Below are 18,896 nucleotides of genomic sequence, written 5' to 3' on the forward strand. Positions count from 1 at the left end.
GGTTTTTTTCCACTGCGGGGGTGCGCCTTGCGCGAAATCGTCCTGATTAACATCACTGGTGCAGACCGTCCCGGTCTCACCGCTGCCATTACCGGCGTCCTCGCTCAGGGTGGCGTGAACATTCTCGATATTGGTCAGGCGGTGATCCACGACGCTCTGTCTTTCGGCATCCTGGTTGAAATTCCGGATACCGTCGAAGGTTCTTCCGTGCTCAAGGACATCCTGTTCACAGCCTACAAGCTGGATCAGCAGGTGCGTTTCACCGCGGTGTCCGAAAAGGATTACCAGCACTGGGTCGACGGCCAGGGCAAGGCGCGCCATATCGTGACGCTGCTGACCCGCAAAGTGACTGCCGAGCAATTGCAGTCTGTCAGCGCCATCACGGCAAAGTACGGGCTGAACATCGATCAGATCGATCGCCTGTCCGGTCGCATGCCGCTCGATACGCCTGCCGACAAAGGCAAAGGCTGCATCGAGTTCACGGTGCGCGGCGAGCCGGCCGATCCGAAAGCCATGCAGGCTGAGTTTCTGGCAGTGGCACAGGCGCTGAACGTCGATATCGCCTTCCAGCAGGACTCCCTGTTCCGTCGCAACCGCCGTCTGGCGGTGTTCGACATGGACTCGACCCTGATCGAAGCTGAAGTGATCGACGAACTGGCCAAGGCCGCCGGCGTCGGCGAACAGGTTTCCGAGATTACCGAGCGAGCGATGCGCGGCGAGCTGGATTTCAGCGCAAGCTTCAAGGAGCGCCTGGCGCTGCTCAAGGGGCTGGATGTCAGCGTGCTGGATGACATCGGCGCTTCGCTGCGGCTGACCGAAGGCGCTGAAACCCTGTTCGCCGAGCTCAAGCGTCTGGGTTATAAAACAGCGATTCTGTCAGGTGGGTTTACCTACTTCGCCAAACAATTGCAGGCGAAGCTGGGCATCGATTATGTGTATGCCAACGAACTTGAAGTGGTCGACGGCAAAGTCACCGGGGTTGCTATCGAGCCCATCGTCGATGCCCAGCGCAAGGCAGACTTGCTGCGCGAGCTGGCGCACAAGGAAGGCCTGAGCCTGGAGCAGACCATCGCGGTCGGCGACGGGGCCAATGATTTGCCTATGCTGGCGATTGCCGGGCTGGGTGTGGCCTTCCGGGCCAAGCCGCTGGTCAAACAGTCGGCCAGGCAGGCAATCTCGACACTGGGGCTTGACGGGGTGCTGTACCTACTGGGCTTTCGCGATCGCGAAGGGCGGCGCTGAGTCGGGCGCCGAAGATCGTCGTGACACCGCAACAGGTTGCGACGATTACAGCGTGCCCCATAACGAGTCGAATTCCTGGCCGGGCTTCGACTTCTCGTTGACGGCTGCCTTGGGCGCCTCGTAAATCTGATACTCGAACTGGTTGTAACTGGCGCTGCTGATGCGCCGGTTGCTCAGTGAGGCACGGCGCTCTTCACCGTTGACGTTGATCATCACCTTGCTGCCTTCCATAAACGGCAGGCGCGGTGCGAGTACGGTGGGCGGTTTTTCCATGGCGCGCACTTCCGGCAGCATAAGGGTCCGCAGGTACTGGCTGTTCTGCTGCTCGCGAATCAGTTGCATGCCGCATGGCTGGGCGAACGGGGCGATAAGCTCGATGCCCATTTGCGTGCCGCCGCTGCGCACCTGGCGAACCCAGCGCACGATGGCGATGCTCCAGCCATGGCCCGAATCATCCTGAATACCCACCAGCTCGCCAGCCTGCAACTGTTGCGGCACCTCTCTCTGCCACGCCAGACAATAACCGCCCGGGCTATGGTTGACGATATTCAGGTCGTACGTGGGGAATGAGTGCTGGCTGTTGGACGAGGATTCGCTGTCGCCGTCGTTTTTCGGGTACTCGATCTCTTCGTATGGCAACAGGACGGATGAGGTATTGCCTCGCTGCGTGTCAAAAGCGGAAGACCAGGGATCTTCCTCGGCCTCGTTGACAATCTTCAGCGAAAAGTCCGCAGCACTGGTGGTATTGCTCAGTTGCAGCAGTTCGCTGAATGACTTTTGGCCTGCGACATAAAAATGCAGCGCGCTCATGCCGATACACAGCTTGAGCGTACCCTGACCTGCGGTGCGCTGAAACGTACGCTCTGCCACGTCACCCCATGCCGCCGCCAGATGCTGCAACAGGTCGGTATTGATACCGGTCGGGATCAGCAGCCTGGAAGGGGAGCGCTGGTCGTCGGGCAGGGCCAGGTACTGGTTGATCGCTTCCGCCAGCGCCTGAGTGTTGATGCCCAGCAGCCCTTGGGATTGCTCGTCCGTGAACAGGGTGCGGTACAACGGCGGCTTGTCGACCGTCGGGTCGAGTGCGAACAGACTGCTTTCCTGCGCAGGCGATTGCAGCCTGACCAGCGGGCTCCAGGCCTCCAGCGCGTCGGCCAGTTTGCCAATGTTCAATTGGCGCATCTGATTACAGCGCGAGCAGCCCATCAGCAGCGCGATTACATACGTCTGCTCGACGCTCAATGCTTTGGTGTGATGCGCCATCGGTTCGTCGATCAGCGTGTTGTGCAACTGGTATTGGCGAGCGATCTGGTAGATCTGATGCAGCTCGAGCCAGAGGCCGTCCTGAACCGGACAGTAAAGCTGATTGGCGCGAATCAACGGCCCGTTGAGCCCGTGCAGTGCTCTTTGCAGCGCGGTGCCGAACAGTGTGGCTTGATCTTTTGTGTAGCGAGACGCTACCTGCTGGATGATCTGTTTGTAACCGGTGGCCAGATGGTTTTGCAGGGCCTGGCAGAGGTTGGCGACCTTGCGTGGCCGTTCGTCGAGCACGATGGCCTGATTGAGAAAATGACGTTCGAGGTGTTTACAGACGAAATACACCTCGGGCCGCAGCAGCTCCAGCAACTGCAGACGGTTCTCGCTCGGTGTGATCAGCTGGTTCAGCTCGGTCAGCCCTTGATAGAGCTGACGTGCCATTTCCCCCAGGTTTGCCTTGGGCAGCCTGGATATCCAGCGTTTGAGGTCGCGGGGCGTGGCTTCACAGAATGTCAGGCTCGACTGCGCTGGCGTGGGGGCACGCAACAACAGTGGGAGGCTAAAATTACTCATGTGAAAGGCTGACTCCAACGACTCACTGGAACGGGCGGCGACAAAAAGTGGGCAAGCGACATCATCGTGCCGCACAGATATGTCAGAGGTACGCCACAATTGTGCGAGGTATCCTACAGCACCGAATGAGTGACTTTACCAGCATCATTGCAGTCGCGCAGTAGGCGTGGCTTTGTGCCACCCTTTCCAGTCTGACCTTGCATGGGGCTGCCGTCCAGACAGCGCCCATGTATTTTTCAGTTCCAGGCAGGTGCCAGGTATCAGGCTTGCTTTGGGAACGCCAGTGCCTGACCCATCTGCACTTTGGAAGTGGCCTTCAGTTGTTCTGCCCATTTCACCTGGTCTGGTCCAAACAGCACGATGACCGTGGAGCCAAGTTTGAAGCGGCCCATTTCTTCGCCAGTCTTCAGATGGATAGGTGCACGCGCTGCTTCATCGTAGCTGAATGTCTTCAATTCGCGCTTGGGCGGCGTCACCAAACCGGCCCAGACCGTTTCGACCGATGCCACAATCATCGCGCCCACAAGCACTACAGCCATAGGCCCGCGCTCGGTATCGAACAGGCAAACCACGCGCTCGTTACGGGCGAACAGCTCCGGAACGTTTTCAGCAGTGGTCTGGTTGACCGAAAAGATTCGGCCCGGGACGTAGACCATTTCGCGCAGCGTGCCGGACAGCGGCATGTGTACGCGGTGGTAATCCTTCGGCGACAGATAAACAGTGGCGAACTCACCGCCCATGAAAGGCGCAGACAGTTTTGGATCGCCGCCCAGTAGCTCGAGGACACTGTAGCTGTGGCCCTTGGCCTGGAAGATGCGACCGTGGTCGATCGGGCCCAGTTGGCTGATTGCCCCGTCGGCCGGGGAAAGAATCGCGCCGGGTGTAGTGTCCAGCGGACGGGCATCGGCTTTCAGTGCGCGGGTGAAGAAGGCATTGAAGTGCTCGTACGACGTCAAGTCCTCGACCAGCGCCTGAGACATGTCGACCTGATAGCGGCGGGCGAACCAGGCGGTGAAGGCATTCTTGAACCAGCGCACTCGGCATTCGGCAACGCAGCCGGCCAGTCGGGACAACAGATGATGTGGCAGCAGGTACTGACTGAGAATAAACAAACGGTCTTTCATTGATAGCCCTGAAGAAGAGTGTCCTGAAGAGGAATGCCCTGAAAATTTCTGAGAGGTCCGGCCCGGTTCACTGGAGCGCACAGGCTCGACGGTTTCGGCTGGCTGCACAGGTGCCGCTGGTTTGGTGAGATCAATTGTGTCAACGGGCGCCGAAACCGCGTTTGGCACTTCGACCGGCGTGTCTGCCAGGTTGCCCCACTCTCCCCAAGAGCCTGCGTAGGCCTTGACCCTCGGATAGCCAAGCGCTTTTGCCACCAGATAGGTAAAGCCCGACCGGTGGTGGGTCTGGCAATGGGTAATCACTTCCTTGTCGGGAGTGATGCCCAGATCACGCAGGATTTGCGGCATGTCCTGACGAATACGCAGGTTGCGCGCCTTGTCCATGCCGGCGGTCCATTCAAAATTGACTGCGCCAGGTATGTGGCCGCCTCTGGCTGCGACCACTTTTTCGCCCGAATACTCGGTGGGCGCGCGCGCGTCCCAGATCGCCAGGTCGTCTGCACCAAGGCGACTCTGCAGGTATTCGCGGGTGGCGGTTGGCTCATCGTGCAGCGTCAGTGTGACCGGGCCGCCTGCGGCAGGCGGAGTCTCGGTGCTCATGGGCAGCGATTCTGCTTCCCAGGCCAGAACGCCACCGTCCAGGTAGTGATAGCGATGATGGCCAATGACATCAAGGAGCCAGATGAAACGGCCGGCCCAGCCGCCGCCTTCGTCATCGTAGACGGCATAGACCGCATCGGGATTGTGCCCCAGCTCGCCGAACAACTGCTCCAGCCCGGCCGTGTCAGGCAGCAGACCGGGGGCGGGCGGCTTGCCCAGTTGGGTGCGTTTGGGGTCGACGAAGCGAGCACCGCGAATATGCCCGGCTTCGTAGCGAGCGCTGCTGGTCAGATCCACGAGAATCAGTTCTGGGGCGTCGAGACGCTCAAGCAGATCGTTGGGTTCGATGACCAGCGACAAGCCAGTGAATTCGGACATTTGCAGCCTCCGATGAATAGAAAGACGCGAATTGTACGCCAGGCCTCATGCTTTGCGATGACTAAAGATGCCAAGAGCCCGTTCAATACATTGCGCGGTTTTTCCGAACGCCTGAACGGAAATTTCCGACAGCGCGCCGCCGCCCTGATCGGCCACGACCAGCAGCATGACTTTGCCATTGTTGCTCAGCGAACGAATCAACCAGTGCTGGCCGTTGAACAATGCCTTGAGCGATGCAGGCAGCAGCGCTGCGAATTGGGCATTGTTGGCAGGTGTCATGCGCAGTTGCGTCGGCTGAGTCAACAGGCGTTGCAACACCGTGCTTTCCTTGACGAAAAGCTGCAAGGCGGCTGTTTCCTGGGGCAGGCCGGCAAGTTGATTGACGCGCAGCACTGATGACGTTTTGTCCAGCATCAACAGCATGACTCGCTCCATGCCGCAGGCCATGAAGGCATCGCGAGCCGAGGTTGTCAGGTGCATGGCGTTAATGAACGGCGTCGGCTCCTGGAGCAGTTCTGCGCAGTTCTTGCGCCACAATTGCAAGGCGTCTGCCGAGGGCGGCGGGGCGGGCTCGTTATCGCGTCTCACGCGACGCGCATCCCAGGGCCAGATCAATGATTCGGCAGGGTGCCATAGATCGTTCTCCGCATGAATGCGGGCACTGCCAGCCGCGTTCTGGTGCGCCTGTTGCTGCACCTCATCGAGCGGTTGTTGCAGATAAAGGCTGGTCAGGCGCTCCCAGCGCAGGCAATGCGGACTGTTCCAGGCCTGTTGTGCTGCCAGCGCCAGGCCGTTGCCGAGCAGCACGGTATTGGCGGGCTGATTAAGCCAGCGTCGAAGATTGGGGTCGGCGTCCATCAGCTGTTGCTGTTCCAGCGGGCTGCGGCCCTCGCGCGCAATGCGCAGAGCTCTGGCCAGTTCGTGACGTTCGTTGATCAGCAACTTGTAGCCACGTGTGACCCACACCGGCAGTCGCCAGAATTCGGCCAGCGCCAGACACAGTTCCAGCAAGTTGACGCCGAACAGCTCTTTTTCTACTGCAACGCTGGAGTGCCCCTTGTGGATAACTCGCAACTCAAGCTCTTCCAGCAGTTTCGGGTACGCCAATGCCATTGGCCAGAGCGGCGCGAGAAACAGCAGGCTGCCCAGATGGATGTCCTGCCACAGCCGCGCAAGACGGCTGGCAAACAGCCCGTTGGCCTGTTGCGTGGCGTGTTGGCTGACCAGTATCAGTTGGCGGTAAGCGGCAGGAATCTCTTCAGGTGGTTTGGCCGGCAGGCGGCCTAAAAGGACTTCGGTGCGCGCCAGGCCCAGACGGTTGATCGCGATTTCCAGGCTCTCGGCCTGCTCGGTCATGCCGTGCGTGTGATGGTTTGCCTCGCGCATCACGCTCAGCACCAGTGCAGGACTTTCCTGCATCATCTCGGCAATGTCACGCAGTGAACGGCGGCTGTCGTTGAGTGCGGAACGCACATGCGCGTGATTGGCGGCAGGAACTGGCAACGCGATACCGTCAAGCTGTTTGACCCAGGCGTCGAGCGTCTTCGGAACAAGATGATGCGATGTATGTGCTGTCGGCATTGGATGGCCTGTGCGACTGATTATCCGGGCGGGAAGACTGCCAGTGTGCTGGGTGGAACGGCCATTTTCACCTGTTGATTCGGCAGGCGAAATGGGTTTTTCACGAGAACCGGCTATAGTCTGGCCCAGATGGGCCGATAAGGAGAAGAAGAGATTCATGAACTTCCGCACTGTCCCTGAACCCGACTCTTAGTAAAGTATTTTCTCCTATGGCTAAAATCATCGGCATCATTGTCGTCATCGCGAGCATCCTCGGCGGATACGTGCTGTCCCATGGCAAGATCATGGCGCTGTTCCAGCCCTATGAGGTCTTGATCATCGGCGGTGCTGCGCTGGGCGCATTCCTCCAGGCCAACCCTGGCTACATGTTCATGCACGTGTTCAAGAAGTCGCTGAAGATGTTCGGCAGTCGCTTCACTCACGCCTATTACCTTGAGGTGCTGGGTCTGGTCTACGAGATCCTCAACAAGAGCCGTCGTGAAGGCATGATGGCGATTGAAGGGGATATCGAAGACGCCGCCTCCAGCCCGATTTTCACCAAATACCCGGGCGTTCTGAAAGATGAGCGCATGACCGCGTACATCTGCGATTACCTGCGCATCATGTCGTCCGGCAACATGGCGCCCCACGAGCTGGAGGGCCTGTTCGACATGGAACTGCTGAGCATGAAAGAAGAGCTCGAGCATCCATCCCATGCCGTCACCGGTGTCGCAGATGGCATGCCCGGTTTCGGTATCGTGGCGGCAGTACTGGGTATCGTAGTAACGATGGCGTCGCTGGGTTCGGGCGACAAGGCTGCGATCGGTATGCACGTAGGTGCGGCGCTGGTCGGTACATTCTTCGGTATTCTTGCGGCTTACGGCTTCTTCGGTCCGCTGGCCACCAGCCTTGCGCACGATGCCAAGGAAGAAATGAACGTCTATGAAAGCATCAAGGCGTCGCTGGTGGCTTCGGCTTCCGGCATGCCGCCTTCGCTGGCCGTCGAGTTCGGTCGCAAGGTTCTTTATCCACTGCATCGCCCCAGCTTCAGCGAGCTGGAACAAGCGGTTCGCGGTCGCTAAGTCATGGAAAATAATCAGCCGATTATCATCAAGCGCGTAAAGCGCTTCGGTGGCGGACATCACGGCGGCGCCTGGAAAATCGCCTTTGCCGACTTCGCGACTGCGATGATGGCGTTCTTTCTGGTGCTGTGGCTGATGTCGTCTGCCACGCCCGAGCAATTGCTCGCGGTCGCTGGCTACTTCAAGGACCCGGTCGGCTTCTCGGACAGTGGTTCGCCCTATGTGATCGACCTGGGTGGTTCGCCGGAAATGTCGCCGAACCAGACCCTCAATCCCGAGGTGCAGACCACGCCTTCGCCGGACACTGTGCCCATTGAGGCAGAGACATCCGAGACCAAGGCCGAAGCGGTCGAGCAGGAGCGTCTGGAGATGCTGCTGCAGGAACTGCAGAACAAGGTCGAGGAAAACCCGCAACTGCAGAAGTTCAAGGACCAGATTCTGTTCGAGATCACGCAGGACGGCTTGCGTATCCAGATCATGGATGCCGAAAATCGGCCCATGTTCGACTCGGGTAGCGCCCGGCTCAAACCGTATTTCGAGGACATTCTGCTGGCGCTGGCCGACACCATCAAAAGCGTGCCGAACAAGGTCAGTATCAGCGGTCATACAGATGCAACGCCTTTTGTGGGCAGTGGCGGCTTCGGCAACTGGGAGCTGTCGGCCAACCGCGCGAACGCTGCACGCCGGGCATTGGTCGCCGGGACGTACCCGGATGCACAGGTGGCAAGGGTGGTGGGTTATGCCTCGTCGGCGCTTTATGACCACGAGAACCCAACCAATCCGGTCAACCGCCGCATCGATATCGTGGTCCTGACCAAAAAGGCCCAGCACCGTATCGAAGGCGATCAGAACTCCGGTGGAGCGCCAGCCAAGCCTGCGCCAGCAGCACCGGTTACGCCCGCAGCGCCTGCTGCTCCGGGTATTCCGGGGGCTTCCACAGCAACACCGGCCGACCCGCAGGCGTATGCTCAGCCGCACGAGATTCGGCAGAAGCTGAACATTTTCGATGATGGCAAGCTGCGAGTAGAGCCGGCCCAGAACTGAGCCGCACAGATACAAAGACGCCGCGATCATCGCGGCGTTTTTGTGTGTGCGGTTTCAGCCGTCAGTAACTGTCTTGCGGCAGGCTGGCAATGATCGAGCGATAGCTGTTCATGCGCTGCTGTTGCACGCGGCCGTCTTCCAGACCCTTGAGCAAGGCACAACCCGGTTCGCGGTCATGCTTGCAGTCGCGGAAGCGGCAGGTGCCGATCAGGTCATTGAACTCGATGAAACCGGCTTCGACGTCGGCTCGGCTGACGTGGCCCAGGCCAAACTCACGAATACCGGGTGAGTCGATCAAGTCGCCACCACGCGGGAAGTGAAACAGGCGTGCGGTGGTGGTCGTGTGCGTGCCCTGACCGGACACCTCGGACAAAGGCCCGACCCGCGTATCGGTTTCCGGCAGCAGGCTGTTGACCAGCGAGGACTTGCCGACACCGGACTGCCCGACGAATACGCTGATATGGCCATCAAGCTGGCTTTGCAGCTTCTGCATGCCATCGCCTTGGTGCGCGGACACTTCCAGCACTGGGTAGCCCAGCGTGCGATAGACCGCGAGCAGCGCATTCAGCGCCGGCGCGTTCTGCTCGTCGATGAGGTCGGCTTTGTTTAGCAGCAGCAGCGGATGAATCCCGGCATGCTCGGCGGCGACAAGGTAACGGTCAATCAGGTTGGCATGCGGCTCGGGCATCGGCGCAAAGACGATCACAATCAGATCGACGTTGGCGGCCACGGGCTTGAGCTGCCCGCGGGAATCCGGACGGCGCAGTTCGGTGGAGCGGGGCAGTTGCGCGACGATCACGCCGATGCCCTGATTGCCGGCCCGCCAGACCACGCGATCGCCAGTAACCAATGCAGGCAGGTTGGCACGCAGGTGACAGCGGAATACCTGGCCGGCTGTCTCGCCTTCTTGGGCCTCTACTTCAACCTGTACGCCGAAGTGGGCAATGACCAGGCCTGTCTGCTCGGGACCGAGGTCGCCGCCTTCCAGTGTTTCGAGTGTAACGGACTCGCGTTTTGCTGCACGTGCAGCACGCTCGCCCTGAATTTTTTCGATGCGCCAGTTCTGACGTCGATTGAGTTGGCGTTTGGCCATGGGTGTTCCGATGTGATGTAACCGATGAATTAAGCAGTACGTTGGATCGGCAGGAGTCTAGCACGGCAGGGTGAGCTAAACTGCGCGCCTACGCTGAGGAGTCGACACATGCAGAACAAGCAGAACCTGATCTGGATCGATCTGGAAATGACCGGTCTGGACCCTGATACCGATGTCATCATCGAAATGGCCACGATTATCACGGACAGTGAGCTCAACACACTGGCCGAAGGGCCGGTGATCGCCGTGCATCAAAGCGACGAGACGCTGGCAAAGATGGACGAGTGGAATACGCGCCAGCACGGCGGTTCTGGCCTGACCCAGCGCGTGCGCGAAAGCACCATCAGCATGGCTGACGCTGAGGCGCAGACTCTGGAATTCATCAAGCTGTGGGTGCCCGAGCGCAGTTCGCCGATCTGCGGTAACAGCATCTGTCAGGATCGTCGCTTCCTTTATCGTCACATGCCGACGCTCGAAAACTACTTCCACTACCGCAACCTCGACGTCTCGACCCTCAAGGAACTGGCTGCCCGCTGGTCCCCCGAGCTCAAGTTCAAGAAGGGCAGCACGCATCTGGCGCTGGATGACATTCGCGAGTCGATTGCCGAGTTGCGTTTCTACCGAGAGCATTTCATCAAGCCGTGATCGAGTGAAAGCAAGGCATCGGTGTGCGGTGATTAATCTTCGCTGCACTCTTTCAGTGCGCAGGTTCGCTGGTTAGACTGCGCGCCTTTTTCGCAGAGTCGCCGCCATGTTGCTGATGCTTTATCTGATCGCCATCACTGCTGAAGCCATGACGGGCGCCTTGTCTGCCGGTCGACGCGGCATGGACTGGTTCGGTGTAGTACTGATCGCCTGCGTCACTGCGCTGGGCGGTGGTTCAGTGCGCGACGTGCTGATCGGCCACTATCCGCTGACTTGGGTGAAACACCCGGAATACTTGGTGCTGACCAGTGTGGCGGCCCTGGTGACGATCTTTATCGCCCCGTTGATGCGCCACTTGCGCTCCCTGTTTCTGGTGCTGGACGCCCTGGGGCTGGTGGCCTTCACCCTTATCGGCTGCATGACCGCACTGGAGGCGGGGCACGGGCTGCTGATTGCCTCAGTGTGCGGCGTCATCACCGGGGTATTCGGCGGCATCCTGCGCGACATCTTCTGCAACGACATCCCTCTTATATTCCGCCGCGAGCTGTATGCCAGCGTTTCGTTTCTGGCCGCGTGGTGTTTTCTACTGTGCCAGTACCTGCAATTGCCAAACGAGCAGGCCGTGCTGATCACCTTGTTCGGTGGTCTGCTGCTGCGCTTGCTGGCCATTCGTTTCCACTGGGAGATGCCCAAGTTCGTCTATAAAGACGAGCCTTAAGAGGACGCAGAGCTTACGCACGATAGTTCGAGGACTATCGTTCCTCACTCCAGCGTGGGGATGCATTTCGTGACGCCCCGCGTCAAAACTTCTCGCCGCGTCGCAAATTTAAAGTGGCGCCAACCCATGCCGCTGCAACGCCCATTCCACGTGTTCTCTGACCAGCTCCGACGGGTAGACGCGCCTTGCTTGCAGGGCTTCGATCACCGGTATGGTGGAGGGCGCATTGCCCAGGCCAACGGCCAGGTTACGTAGCCAGCGTTCATAGCCGGCGCGACGCAGGGGCGAGCCTTCGGTGTTGGCGAGAAATGTCTCTTCATCCCATAAAAACAACTCGGCCAGGCCTGCGTTATCCAGATTGTGGCGCGGCTGAAAGTCACGCTGGTCTGTCGGCCGGGCGAAGCGGTTCCATGGGCAGGCAATCTGGCAATCGTCGCAACCGAACACCCGGTTGCCGATCAAGGGGCGCAGCTCTTCAGGAATAGCCGTCTTCAGCTCGATGGTCAGATAGGAAATACAGCGCCGCGCGTCCAGCACGTAAGGCCCTACAAAAGCTGCAGTCGGGCAGATGTTCAGGCAGGCAGTGCAACGCCCGCAGTGTTCAGTGGCATGAGGTGCATCGACCGGCAGCGGAATATCGACAAACAGCTCGCCGAGAAAAAAGAAGCTGCCCGCCTTGCGATTCAAGACCAGTGTGTTCTTGCCGATCCAGCCCAATCCGGCCTGTTGTGCAATAGCTTTTTCAAGCACCGGTGCGCTGTCCACGAATGCGCGGAAACCGAAAGGGCCGATGGCCTGCTGAATGCGCTCGGCCAGTTGCTGCAAGCGTTTGCGAATCAGTTTGTGGTAGTCACGGCCCAGGGCGTAGCGCGAAACGTAGGCTTTTTCCGGCTCAGCAAGGCGCTGGGCCATTTCGCTGTCGCCTGGCAGGTAATCCATGCGTAGCGACACCACGCGCAACGTCCCCGGTACCAACTCATCGGGGTGGGAACGTTTGCTGCCATGGGCTGCCATATAGTCCATTTCGCCGTGATAACCCTCATCGAGCCAGCGTTGCAGGTGCTGCTCGTGCTCTGCCAGGTCGAGGCCGCTGATCCCGACTTCCTGAAAGCCCAGCTCACGCCCCCACGTCTTGATAGACAAGGCGAGTGCGGCAAGATCATCGGAAGTAGGAAGTACAGCAGTAATAGCGGACATGCGCAGAGAGAAACCGGAGCCAAGGTGCGTATAATTCTGCCAGACATCGGAGCCTATAGACGCATGTTCGACACTAAACCTCATTTACCCGACGCGCTGTACAGTGCGGCGCAGGTCCGCGACCTTGATGCCCGGCTGATTGCCGCCGGCACGCCAGGCATGGAATTGATGCAGCGTGCTGCCCATGCGACGTGGCGCGCGCTGCGTCGGCGCTGGCCGCAGGCTAACCAGCTGACCGTTCTGGCCGGACGTGGCAACAATGCCGGTGACGGTTATCTGGTGGCGGCCCTCGCCCACAAGGCGGGCTGGCAGGTCAGCGTGCTGGCTGTCGGTGATCCGGCTGCACTGACCGGTGACGCAGCAGCGGCGTATGCAGCGGCCTCGGCAGTGGGCATCCAGGCGTGGGCAGGGCAGCCGCTCGACGGCGTGGTGCTGGATGCGTTGCTCGGCACCGGGCTCAATGGCGAGGTGCACGAGCCTTACTTGTCGGCTATCAAAGCAATCAATGCCAGCGGTTTGCCAGTTGCGGCGGTGGACATTCCTTCAGGGCTGAGCGCTGATAGCGGTCAGGCACTGGGCGTTGCGGTGCGTGCCGATCTTACGGTGACCTTCATCGGCCTGAAAACAGGACTGCTGACCGGTGAGGCGGCAGACCTGGTGGGTGAACTGGTTTTTGATGACTTGCAGGCCGATCCGGAGCTGGTCGCGCAAACTCCGGTCAGCGCGAAACGTCTTGATACACATAATCTGCCGCTGTTGGCGCCACGGCCGCGCACTGCGCACAAGGGAATGTTCGGGCGCGTGCTGGTCATCGGTGGCGATCACGGTTTTGGTGGTGCTGCCCTGCTCAGCGCGGAAAGCGCCCTGCGCAGTGGCGCAGGCATGCTCACCCTCGCGACGCGCGCCGAACACATTCCGGCAGCGTTGACGCGCATGCCGGAAATCATGAGTGCGGCGATCAGCTCGGCCAATCAGTTGATGGCGCTGATCGAGCCCGCCAGTGTGCTGGTCGTAGGACCGGGTCTGGGGCAGGACGCCTGGGGGCGCAGTCTGTTGTCGGCTGCCGCCAACGCCGAGCGTCCGCAGGTCTGGGACGCCGACGCGCTGAACAGGCTGGCGACAGGGCAGGTAAGCCTGCCTGCCAACAGCGTCATCACGCCGCATCCAGGTGAAGCAGCGCGCCTGCTGGGTGTAGCTATAAAGGACATTCAAGCGGATCGCCTTGGCGCGGTCCGGGCACTGGCCCGTAAATTCAACACCGTTTGCGTCCTCAAGGGCTCCGGCAGCCTGATCGCCGATGCAGGCGGGCAAGTGGCGTTGTGTGATCGCGGCCATCCGGCGATGGCTACCGCAGGTCTGGGCGACGTGCTTGCCGGGCTGATCGGCGCGTTGATGGCGCAGCACCTGACGCCATTCGATGCTGCCTGCCTTGCAGTATGGCTGCACGCCAGTGCCGGTCAGAAACTCGGTGAAACCGGCCGAGGGCTGGCTGCCAGCGATATTATTCCCGCCATTCGTCAGTTATTGGAGGAGCTGCAACCGTGTCTGATTTAAAGCTGCAGGTGGTTGGTGAGGACGCCATGATGCAATTTGGTGCGCGCCTCGCAGGCGTTACCGAGGGCACCGGTGTGATTTTTCTCGACGGCGATCTGGGCGCTGGAAAAACCACTCTCTCACGGGGAATGATTCGCGGGTTCGGGCATCAAGGGGCTGTCAAGAGCCCCACTTTCACGCTGGTCGAGCCTTATGAAATAGGTCAGATCCGGGTCTTCCATTTCGATCTTTACCGGCTGGTCGATCCCGAAGAACTTGAGTTCATGGGTGTGCGTGATTACTTCGACGGCGATGCACTTTGTCTGATTGAATGGCCCCAACGCGGTGCAGGCTTTTTGCCAAAGCCCGACCTGACCATTACCATTGGCGCGCACGGCGAAGGTCGGTCCGTGATATTGAGCCCGCTGGGTTCGCGTGGTGAACGCTGGTGCGCCACTTTGGCTTTGGAATTCAAATAGATATGGGGTTAGGTATGCGCATGCGCGCGCTGGTTACTGTAGTTGGTCTGCTGTTGATGGCCCTGGCTGTCGAGGCGGTTGCCGCTACGCAAGTACGAAGTGTCCGCTTATGGCGAGCGCCGGATAACACGCGCCTGGTGTTCGACCTGACAGGGCCCGTCCAGCACAGCGTATTCACCCTGACCTCGCCGGATCGCCTGGTGATCGACATAAATGGTGCCACCCTCGGCGGTGCGCTGAATGTGCCGACAGCCAATACGCCGATCAGCAGCATGCGTTCTGCCCAGCGTACGCCGACCGACCTGCGGGTGGTCATCGATCTGAAGAAAGCAGTGACGCCCAAGAGCTTCACCCTTGCGCCTAACCAGCAGTATGGCAACCGTCTGGTGGTCGATCTGTTCGACAACGCCGCAGATGCCAATCCGACGACCCCTGTGATCCCGGACACTGCCGCCAATACGGCGCCCGCAGTTCCGGTGAGCCCTGCCAAACCTGAAATCAAGCTGACACCTGTGCCTAACGGTAAGCGCGATATCGTTATCGTGATCGATGCCGGGCACGGCGGTGAAGACCCGGGCGCCTCGGGTGGCGCGGGCCAGAAAGAGAAAAACGTGGTGCTGTCGATTGCCAAGGAATTGCAGCGTCAGGTCAACGCAGAAAAAGGCTACCGCGCCGAACTGACGCGAACCGGCGATTACTTTATCCCGTTGCGCAAACGTACCGAGATTGCTCGCGCCAAGGGTGCCGACCTGTTCGTGTCGATTCACGCCGATGCTGCACCTTCCTCCGCTGCGTTTGGTGCGTCGGTATTCGCCCTGTCTGATCGCGGAGCCACTTCCGAAACCGCGCGCTGGCTGGCGGACAGTGAAAACCGTTCCGACCTGATTGGTGGTGCCGGTGCGGTCAGCCTCGATGACAAGGACCGAATGCTCGCAGGCGTGTTGCTGGACTTGTCGATGACCGCGTCGCTGTCGTCGAGCCTGAATGTCGGCCAGAAAGTATTGAGCAATATTGGCCGAGTGACTTCGCTGCACAAATCCCGTGTCGAGCAGGCAGGCTTCATGGTTCTCAAGTCGCCGGACATTCCATCGATTCTGGTAGAAACCGGGTTCATCTCCAATGCCAACGAAGCTAACAAACTGGGTTCTGCGTCGCACCAGCAGGCTCTGGCGCGCTCGATTACCTCTGGCGTGAAACAGTTCTTCCAGCAGAACCCGCCACAGGGCACTTACATTGCCTGGCTGCGCGACAACGGCAAGCTGACCCAAGGGCCGCGCAATCACGTGGTGCGCTCTGGCGAGACTCTGGCCATGCTCGCAGCGCGTTATGACATGAACATCGCCACGCTGCGCACAGCCAACAACCTGAAAACCGATGAGTTGAAAATCGGTCAGGACCTGCGAATTCCGAGCTCTGAGGTTGCAGCCCAGTAATGACCGATCTTCTTCTCGACGGCGCTGAAGCCACCAGCGCTCAAGCTGTCCTGAGCGCTGCGCGTATCGAACTGCTCAGTCCGCGTCTGGCTAACCAGATCGCCGCTGGCGAGGTGGTCGAGCGTCCGGCTTCGGTGATCAAGGAGCTGCTGGAAAACAGCCTTGACTCAGGCGCTCGGCGCATTGATATCGATGTCGAGCAGGCTGGCATCAAGCTGTTGAAGGTGCGTGATGATGGCGGAGGTATTTCCTCCGATGATCTTCCGCTGGCACTGGCGCGACACGCGACCAGCAAGATTCGCGATCTGGAAGACCTCGAGCGCGTCATGAGCCTCGGGTTTCGTGGCGAGGCATTGGCGTCGATCAGTTCCGTTGCGCGGTTGACGCTGACCTCGCGCACTCGTGACGCCGACCAGGCCTGGCAGGTTGAAACCGAAGGCCGTGACATGGCCCCGCGCGTGCAGCCTGCGGCGCATCCGGTCGGCACTTCGGTGGAAGTGCGTGACCTGTTTTTCAATACACCGGCTCGCCGCAAGTTTCTGAAGGCCGAGAAAACCGAATTCGATCATTTGCAGGAAGTCATCAAGCGCATGGCGCTGGCGCGTTTCGACGTGGCCTTCCATCTGCGCCACAACGGCAAGACTGTGCTCAGCCTGCACGAGGCGCATGACGACACCGCCAGAGCCCGGCGGGTTTCGGCCATCTGCGGGCCGGGCTTTCTCGAGCAGGCGCTGCCTATCGAGATCGAGCGCAATGGCTTGCATCTGTGGGGCTGGGTAGGGTTGCCGACGTTTTCTCGCAGCCAGGCCGATCTGCAATATTTTTTCGTGAATGGCCGCGCAGTGCGCGACAAGCTGGTCGCTCATGCGGTGCGCCAGGCGTATCGCGATGTGCTGTTCAATGGTCGTCATCCGACCTTTGTGCTGTTCTTTGAAGTCGACCCTGCAGCGGTGGACGTCAACGTTCACCCGACCAAACATGAAGTGCGCTTCCGCGACGGGCGCATGGTGCATGACTTCCTTTACGGCACCTTGCACCGCGCTTTGGGCGATGTGCGTCCCGAGAATCAGGTGGGCGGCAGCGTGCCAGTCGCCGCCGAGCCCAAACCGACAGGTCCTGACGCAGGTGAGTTCGGGCCACAGGGCGAAATGCGTCTGGCCAACAACGTGCTTGAACAGCCCCAGGGCGAGGCTTTTGCCCGGCCTGCTGGCGGCGGTTCCGGCAGTGGTTACCAGTACCAGTATTCTCCGCGACCTGCGTCAGCGCTGCCGGTCGCCGAAGCGCAGAGTGCCTACCGCGAGTTTTTTGCGCCCTTGCCCAGCGCCGCCCCTTCGGCATTGCCGGAGTCGCCGAGCGATATCCCTCCGCTGGGTTACGCATTGGCGCAGCTCAAAGGCATCTACATTCTTGCTGAAAACGCCCACGGGTTGGTGCTGGTAGACATGCATGCTGCCCATGAGCGGATCATGTACGAGCGTTTGAAAATCGCGATGGCCAACGAAGGGCTCAGCGGCCAGCCACTGTTGGTGCCTGAGTCGCTCGCTGTCAGCCAGCGTGAAGCGGACTGCGCCGAAGAACACATCGCGACGTTCCAGCGCCTGGGTTTCGAGCTTCAGCGGTTAGGTCCGGAAACCCTGGCCATCCGCCAGATTCCCGCGTTGCTCAAGCAGGCCGAGGCCAATCGGCTGGTCAGCGATGTGCTGGCCGATCTGATGGAGTACGGCACCAGCGACCGGGTGCAGGCACACATGAACGAGCTGCTTGGCACAATGGCCTGTCACGGGGCGATTCGCGCCAACCGGCGTCTGGCCATTCCGGAAATGAACGGCCTGCTGCGCGACATGGAGAACACCGAGCGTAGCGGACAGTGCAACCACGGTCGTCCCACCTGGACCCAGATGGGCCTGAGTGATCTGGATAAATTATTCCTGCGCGGTCAATGAATGAACGCTTTACCTCCGGCCATCTTTCTCATGGGGCCAACCGCTGCAGGCAAGACCGATCTGGCAATCGAACTCAGCAAAGTGCTGCCCTGCGAGCTGATCAGCGTCGATTCTGCACTGGTCTATCGCGGCATGGACATCGGCACCGCCAAGCCATCCAAAGCGCAATTGGCCGAGTTTCCGCATCGCCTTATCGATATTCTCGACCCGGCACAAAGCTACTCTGCAGCTGACTTTCGCAGCGATGCGCTGGCGGCGATGGCAGAAATTACCGCACGCGGAAATATTCCTTTGCTGGTCGGCGGCACTATGTTGTATTTCAAGGCTCTATTGGACGGGCTGGCAGATATGCCGGCCGCCGATGCAGAGGTTCGGGCGCAGCTTGAAGCCGATGCACAGGCCTTTGGATGGCAGTCGTTGCATGATCAACTGGCGGCAGTCGACCCCGTGTCGGCGGCGCGTATTCACCCTAACGATCCGCAACGGCTGATAAGGGCGCTGGAGGTTTATCGCGTCAGCGGAATGAGCATGACCGCACACCGCGAGCAACAAACTGCGCAAAGTACCGAAGCAGCCGCATCAGGGCGTCAGCAATTGCCCTATACTGTCGCAAACCTTGCAATAGCTCCGGCTGATCGCAAGGTGCTGCACCATCGCATCGCGCTACGTTTTGAGCAAATGCTGGATCAGGGGTTTCTGGACGAAGTACTGGCATTGCGCTCGAGAGGCGACCTGCATTCAGGGTTGCCTTCCATAAGAGCAGTGGGTTATCGCCAGGTCTGGGATCATCTGGACGGAAAGCTGACGCGGGATGAAATGCAGGAGCGGGGCATCATTGCAACGCGCCAGCTGGCCAAACGGCAATTTACCTGGCTTCGCAGCTGGGAGAATCTGCACTGGCTGGACAGTCTGGCCAGCGACAATCTGCCACGCGCCTTGAAATACCTGGGATCGGTCTCCATATTGAGCTGAGTCCCTGCAATAGCCGTCTATCC

Annotated in this window: 15 protein-coding genes and 1 pseudogene; 10 read left to right on the forward strand and 6 right to left on the reverse strand. The window is 59.9% G+C overall.

What is annotated here, in order from left to right; translation table 11 throughout:
- The first annotated feature begins 27 nt into the window (after positions 1-27).
- Positions 28-1,242, forward strand: a complete 1,215-nt coding sequence (gene serB, locus POR16_RS02495) for a phosphoserine phosphatase SerB (RefSeq protein ID WP_005888487.1) — start codon at positions 28-30, stop codon at positions 1,240-1,242.
- 45 nt (positions 1,243-1,287) lie between these two features.
- Here serB and POR16_RS02500 read toward each other — a convergent pair whose 3' ends face one another.
- From POR16_RS02500 to POR16_RS02510, 4 genes and pseudogenes are all read right to left on the reverse strand, one after another.
- Positions 1,288-3,072: a hypothetical protein gene (locus POR16_RS02500; protein WP_024670390.1), complete on the reverse strand. Its 1,785-nt coding sequence runs from the start codon at positions 3,070-3,072 to the stop codon at positions 1,288-1,290.
- A gap of 260 nt (positions 3,073-3,332) precedes the next feature.
- On the reverse strand, positions 3,333-4,196 hold the full coding sequence (gene asd / locus POR16_RS26445) for an archaetidylserine decarboxylase (protein WP_005888490.1): 864 nt from the start codon (positions 4,194-4,196) through the stop codon (positions 3,333-3,335).
- A 165-nt stretch (positions 4,197-4,361) separates the two neighbouring features.
- Positions 4,362-5,174, reverse strand: a pseudogene (locus POR16_RS26450) (rhodanese-like domain-containing protein); the annotation flags it as partial.
- 45 nt (positions 5,175-5,219) lie between these two features.
- Entirely contained in the window at positions 5,220-6,755 is a 1,536-nt protein-coding gene (locus POR16_RS02510) for an HDOD domain-containing protein (RefSeq protein ID WP_005888492.1), read from the reverse strand.
- Positions 6,756-6,964: 209 nt separating this feature from the next.
- Between POR16_RS02510 and motA the strand changes: the two genes are divergently transcribed.
- On the forward strand, positions 6,965-7,816 hold the full coding sequence (gene motA / locus POR16_RS02515; RefSeq protein ID WP_005888494.1) for a flagellar motor stator protein MotA: 852 nt from the start codon (positions 6,965-6,967) through the stop codon (positions 7,814-7,816).
- A gap of 3 nt (positions 7,817-7,819) precedes the next feature.
- Positions 7,820-8,860, forward strand: coding sequence for a flagellar motor protein MotB (gene motB, locus POR16_RS02520; RefSeq protein WP_005888496.1), 1,041 nt, complete (start codon positions 7,820-7,822; stop codon positions 8,858-8,860).
- Positions 8,861-8,921: 61 nt separating this feature from the next.
- Here the strand turns inward: motB and rsgA are convergent, their stop codons facing one another.
- Positions 8,922-9,953, reverse strand: a complete 1,032-nt coding sequence (gene rsgA / locus POR16_RS02525; RefSeq protein WP_122312923.1) for a small ribosomal subunit biogenesis GTPase RsgA — start codon at positions 9,951-9,953, stop codon at positions 8,922-8,924.
- 108 nt (positions 9,954-10,061) lie between these two features.
- Here rsgA and orn point away from each other — a divergent pair, with 108 nt between their 5' ends.
- Positions 10,062-10,598 carry an oligoribonuclease gene (gene orn / locus POR16_RS02530; RefSeq protein ID WP_005888500.1) on the forward strand — a complete coding sequence of 179 codons (537 nt, stop codon included), beginning with the start codon at positions 10,062-10,064 and terminating at the stop codon, positions 10,596-10,598.
- Between the two features lie 106 nt (positions 10,599-10,704).
- Positions 10,705-11,316: a trimeric intracellular cation channel family protein gene (locus POR16_RS02535; protein WP_005888502.1), complete on the forward strand. Its 612-nt coding sequence runs from the start codon at positions 10,705-10,707 to the stop codon at positions 11,314-11,316.
- Positions 11,317-11,424: 108 nt separating this feature from the next.
- On the opposite strand, the gene queG is transcribed toward POR16_RS02535, so the two are convergent.
- Positions 11,425-12,513, reverse strand: coding sequence for a tRNA epoxyqueuosine(34) reductase QueG (gene queG, locus POR16_RS02545; protein ID WP_005888503.1), 1,089 nt, complete (start codon positions 12,511-12,513; stop codon positions 11,425-11,427).
- 63 nt (positions 12,514-12,576) lie between these two features.
- On the opposite strand from queG, the gene POR16_RS02550 reads away from it, so the two are divergent.
- From POR16_RS02550 to miaA, 5 genes are read left to right on the forward strand one after another with little or no spacing between them, the layout of a single operon-like run.
- Positions 12,577-14,067, forward strand: coding sequence for an NAD(P)H-hydrate dehydratase (locus POR16_RS02550; protein ID WP_005888505.1), 1,491 nt, complete (start codon positions 12,577-12,579; stop codon positions 14,065-14,067).
- A 29-nt stretch (positions 14,068-14,096) separates the two neighbouring features.
- Positions 14,097-14,525, forward strand: a complete 429-nt coding sequence (gene tsaE, locus POR16_RS02555; RefSeq protein ID WP_268948599.1) for a tRNA (adenosine(37)-N6)-threonylcarbamoyltransferase complex ATPase subunit type 1 TsaE — start codon at positions 14,097-14,099, stop codon at positions 14,523-14,525.
- 2 nt (positions 14,526-14,527) lie between these two features.
- Positions 14,528-15,958 (forward strand): N-acetylmuramoyl-L-alanine amidase, encoded by a 1,431-nt coding sequence (locus POR16_RS02560; RefSeq protein ID WP_202981880.1) that lies wholly within the window; start codon positions 14,528-14,530, stop codon positions 15,956-15,958.
- Positions 15,958-17,901 carry a DNA mismatch repair endonuclease MutL gene (gene mutL, locus POR16_RS02565; protein ID WP_005888511.1) on the forward strand — a complete coding sequence of 648 codons (1,944 nt, stop codon included), beginning with the start codon at positions 15,958-15,960 and terminating at the stop codon, positions 17,899-17,901. Before POR16_RS02560 ends, mutL begins: the two co-directional genes overlap by 1 nt.
- Complete coding sequence (gene miaA, locus POR16_RS02570) at positions 17,902-18,873, forward strand: tRNA (adenosine(37)-N6)-dimethylallyltransferase MiaA (protein WP_024670383.1); 972 nt, start codon at positions 17,902-17,904, stop codon at positions 18,871-18,873.
- Positions 18,874-18,896 lie beyond the last annotated feature (23 nt).

It is taken from the genome of Pseudomonas coronafaciens pv. oryzae str. 1_6, assembly GCF_000156995.2.
Taxonomy (GTDB): domain Bacteria; phylum Pseudomonadota; class Gammaproteobacteria; order Pseudomonadales; family Pseudomonadaceae; genus Aquipseudomonas; species Aquipseudomonas tremae.